This is a genomic window from Alkalibacterium putridalgicola (genome assembly GCF_900109825.1).
Taxonomy (GTDB): Bacteria; Bacillota; Bacilli; order Lactobacillales; family Carnobacteriaceae_A; genus Alkalibacterium; species Alkalibacterium putridalgicola.
The window spans coordinates 1-3,488 of the sequence record NZ_FOBL01000065.1; the positions used below are offsets into that span (position 1 = coordinate 1).

At 43.6% G+C, this 3,488-nt stretch carries 4 protein-coding genes; 3 read left to right on the plus strand and 1 reads right to left on the minus strand.

The genetic code is table 11. From position 1 onward, the window contains the following. The coding region (locus BMX84_RS12260; RefSeq protein WP_143058727.1) for a transposase at positions 1-251 on the plus strand (251 nt) is incomplete at its 5' end. Positions 252-360: 109 nt separating this feature from the next. Here the strand turns inward: BMX84_RS12260 and BMX84_RS12265 are convergent. Next, positions 361-1,119 (minus strand): threonine/serine exporter family protein, encoded by a 759-nt coding sequence (locus BMX84_RS12265; RefSeq protein WP_091490336.1) that lies wholly within the window; start codon positions 1,117-1,119, stop codon positions 361-363. Positions 1,120-1,284: 165 nt separating this feature from the next. Here BMX84_RS12265 and BMX84_RS12270 point away from each other — a divergent pair, with 165 nt between their 5' ends. Continuing rightward, positions 1,285-1,722, plus strand: a complete 438-nt coding sequence (locus tag BMX84_RS12270; protein WP_091490339.1) for a DUF1801 domain-containing protein — start codon at positions 1,285-1,287, stop codon at positions 1,720-1,722. A 138-nt stretch (positions 1,723-1,860) separates the two neighbouring features. After that, positions 1,861-3,210 carry a D-serine ammonia-lyase gene (dsdA, locus tag BMX84_RS12275; protein WP_091490342.1) on the plus strand — a complete coding sequence of 450 codons (1,350 nt, stop codon included), beginning with the start codon at positions 1,861-1,863 and terminating at the stop codon, positions 3,208-3,210. Positions 3,211-3,488: the final 278 nt, after the last annotated feature.

Sequence of the window (3,488 nt, forward strand, 5' to 3'; positions counted from 1 at the left end):
CCCAATCGGGTGAGTTTGAAGGGACACACAACGTCATGAGTAAACGGGGCTCTCCATATTTAAGAAAAGCCTTATTCTCCGCTGCACTAGTAGCCTCAAGACACGATCCTGTATTAAAAGCATTTTACGAAAAGAAAATATCCGAAGGTAAACACCACCTTACAGCTCTGGGCGCTGTGTCACGCAAACTCTGTTACATTATTTACGCTATTTTAAAAAAGAATGAACCATACGAAGTGCGTTTGAAATAATTTCAAAAATGACGCTTGCTTAAGTTTATTTGATGCGCCCTTAAATTCCAAAATAGACTGTAGAAATATTAGGTTTTATTGCTTGACTTTATATAGTTAGTCTTTCTTTTTATAAGAATGCGAGAACGATCGCTATACCGATCCCGATCGCACCGGCCGTGATCAATGCCTTAGCAAGGACGGCCACACCGGCAAGTAAATGACCAGCCATCAGGTCTCTGAAACTGTTTGTAATAGCCATGCCGGGGACAAGCGACATTACACTGCCAATAATGATGACGTTGAGATCCTGACCAAATCCAAGAGTGATAAACAAGACTGCTAGAAGACCAATGAAAAATGAAGCGATCATTTCAGCAAAGAAGCTGACATTGGTCCAATTGTTCACAACTTCATATAAGTAATGTCCTAATCCGCCGGCAATAAAAGCCGGGAGGACCTCCATGAAGGACCCGCCGAATAAAAGAGTAAAGCCGCCGCAGGCCAGAGCCATGGCCCCATTTCTCTGCAGACGAGTAAAATTCGTAGGGGTGTTTTTGATATTCGTCAGTTTATCTCTGACCTTTTTGGGAGGGAGATTTTTTTTAGCCAACTGTCTTGAGAGATCATTGACCATGGAAACTTTTTCCAGATTAGTATTTCTATCATTCATACGCAGTAATTCGGTGTGATCCAATCCGTCATTTCCCTGAACTGTAATAATCAGAGCTGTAGGAACAACAAAGACGTTAATATTCTCAAGATGATAACTTTTAGCTATGCGGTAGAGTGTGTCCTCCACGCGGTAGGTTTCTGCGCCGTTTTCCAGCATGACTCTTCCAGCTTCAACACAGATATCCATAATTTCTGCTACAGGGTACTGCTGCATTCCTATCACTCCTCAAGAAACGTTCAATACGCTTAGTATAACGATTATTTCAGCCAATTGCTAATGGATTATTAGTCGACAAGTAACCTCTTTATCTGAAAGATCAGACGATATGGTAAACTGGAAGTAGTATCAAGAAAGAAACTGAACTGGGGGAGAGCCATCATGTACAAATTGAAAACACAGCCGACTGATGAAAGTGTGGTCGCCTTTATCGAATCAGTTGAAAATACTAAAAAGCGTGAGGATGCCTTTCAACTGCTGGATATTTTTTCGGAAACAACTGGGATGGAACCTAAGATGTGGGGAGAAAGCATCATCGGTTATGGGGCTTATCATTATAAATACGAATCCGGACATGAAGGGGACGCGATGCTGGTCGGATTTTCACCGCGGAAAGCACGGTTTAGTCTGTATTTTGCAACAGGTAACGAAAAGCGTCAGGAACTGTTAAGGGATTTCGGCAAGCATAAAACCGGTAAAGCCTGTGTGTATGTCAATAAACTGGATGACATCGATACGGATGTTTTGAAGAAACTGATCGATCAGTCCATCAGCTATTTAACAGAAGTATACGGCGAAGAAAATATCACCAGGAAGTGAATTTTTAGAACAAAGATGCTAAAGATTATCTTCTGATTAGAAGGCCCTTTCATTCATTTTTCTGCTTTGTTTAGTATGCTATAATGATAACGCTGAACAGGAGATAGAAGTCGATCAAATAAAGAAAGGGAGACAGTGATGACAGATAAAAACATAGTTGAAATGATTGAACAGACACCCTTATTGAAGAATATAAAAAAAGGGGAAGAGGTTTTCTGGAAGAATACCATGGCGCTGCCGGCAGAAGAAGCGACAGCTCAAACCAAGTACTCCAAAGCTGATATCCTTGATGCGGAAGCGCGTCTGCAGCGTTTCGCCGCTTTTATCCGAGTGGCTTTTCCGGAGACAGAAGAAACAGCCGGCATTATTGAATCGCCTTTATCAGAGATAACTGAAATGAAAAACTATCTGGATGAAGCAATGGATGAAGACTTAGACGGACGTCTCTGGTTGAAACGCGATGATCTGCTTCCGATTTCAGGTACCATTAAAGCCAGAGGAGCGATTTATGAAGTGCTCAAACATGCGGAAACATTGGCATTGGAGCATGGGCTGCTTAAGAATACGGATGAGGATTATGCAGTTTTCGCGAGTGACGAATTCAAATCCTTTTTCTCAAAACATAATATTACTGTAGGAACCACAGGAAATCTGGGTATCAGTGTCGGGACGATGGGACGTAAGTTAGGTTTTGAAGTCACCGTGCATATGTCAGTCGAAGCCAAACGCTGGAAAAAGGAATACTTAAGAAATATCGGTGTGGAAGTGATCGAACATGATACCGACTTCTCCAAAGCTGTTGAAAATGGTCGTGCGCAATCTGAAGCAGATCCGAACAGCTACTTTGTGGATGATGAGCATTCTGTGGAACTGTTTTTGGGTTACACGGCGGGCGGCTTACGCATGAAAGTACAGTTGGATATAGCAGGTATCCAGGTCGATGAAGATCATCCGCTGTTCGTCTATCTTCCCTGCGGTATCGGCGGCTCACCCGGCGGCATCACATTCGGACTCAAGCAAGCCTTTGGTGATCATGTCCACTGTTTCTTCGCTGAACCGACAAAAATGCCAAGCATGATGGTCGGTTTACTGAGTCAGAAATTCGATGAAGTCTCTGTCTTTGATTTAGGTTTAGGTGGTTTGACCGTCGCGGACGGACTGGCTGTTCCAAGAACGTCCGGTTTAGTGGCTAAGCTGATGCGCACTTTCTTTAGTGGTGGCTACACGGTGGATGATGACGTCTTTAAAGCTCTGTTATCAAGATTATACGGAATAGAAGGCATCTTCCTTGAACCGGCTGCAGTTGCCGGGATCGTTGGTCCGTATCGTCTGATGCAGTCCGAAGACGGTCAGGCTTACCTTCGTGAAAAAGGACTGACCGACAAAATGGATCAGGCGACACATATTGCCTGGGCGACCGGCGGCTCCATGGTCCCTGCGAAAGACCGCGAAGAGTTTCTCTTCGACGCAAAATCTTTTACATTATAAAAAGAAACACGGAAAGAATAGTCATGACTGCCATGGCTATTCTTTTTTTTAGGAGATCGGCACTCGCGATCGTTTGGTTTACTTTGGAAAAACAGCTGAAACAGGACGCTGCATCTTATAGGGAATACTCAAGCAGGTGTTGTGGTGAGTACGCTGAATGAAGCTCACAATTGGACGCGCTCGAATGGATTTTTCTATGAGTACGTCCAATGAACGGCTCAAAGGCATTACTCAAGCCAATGACATGGTGAGTACGCTGAATGAAGGATGTAATGGAC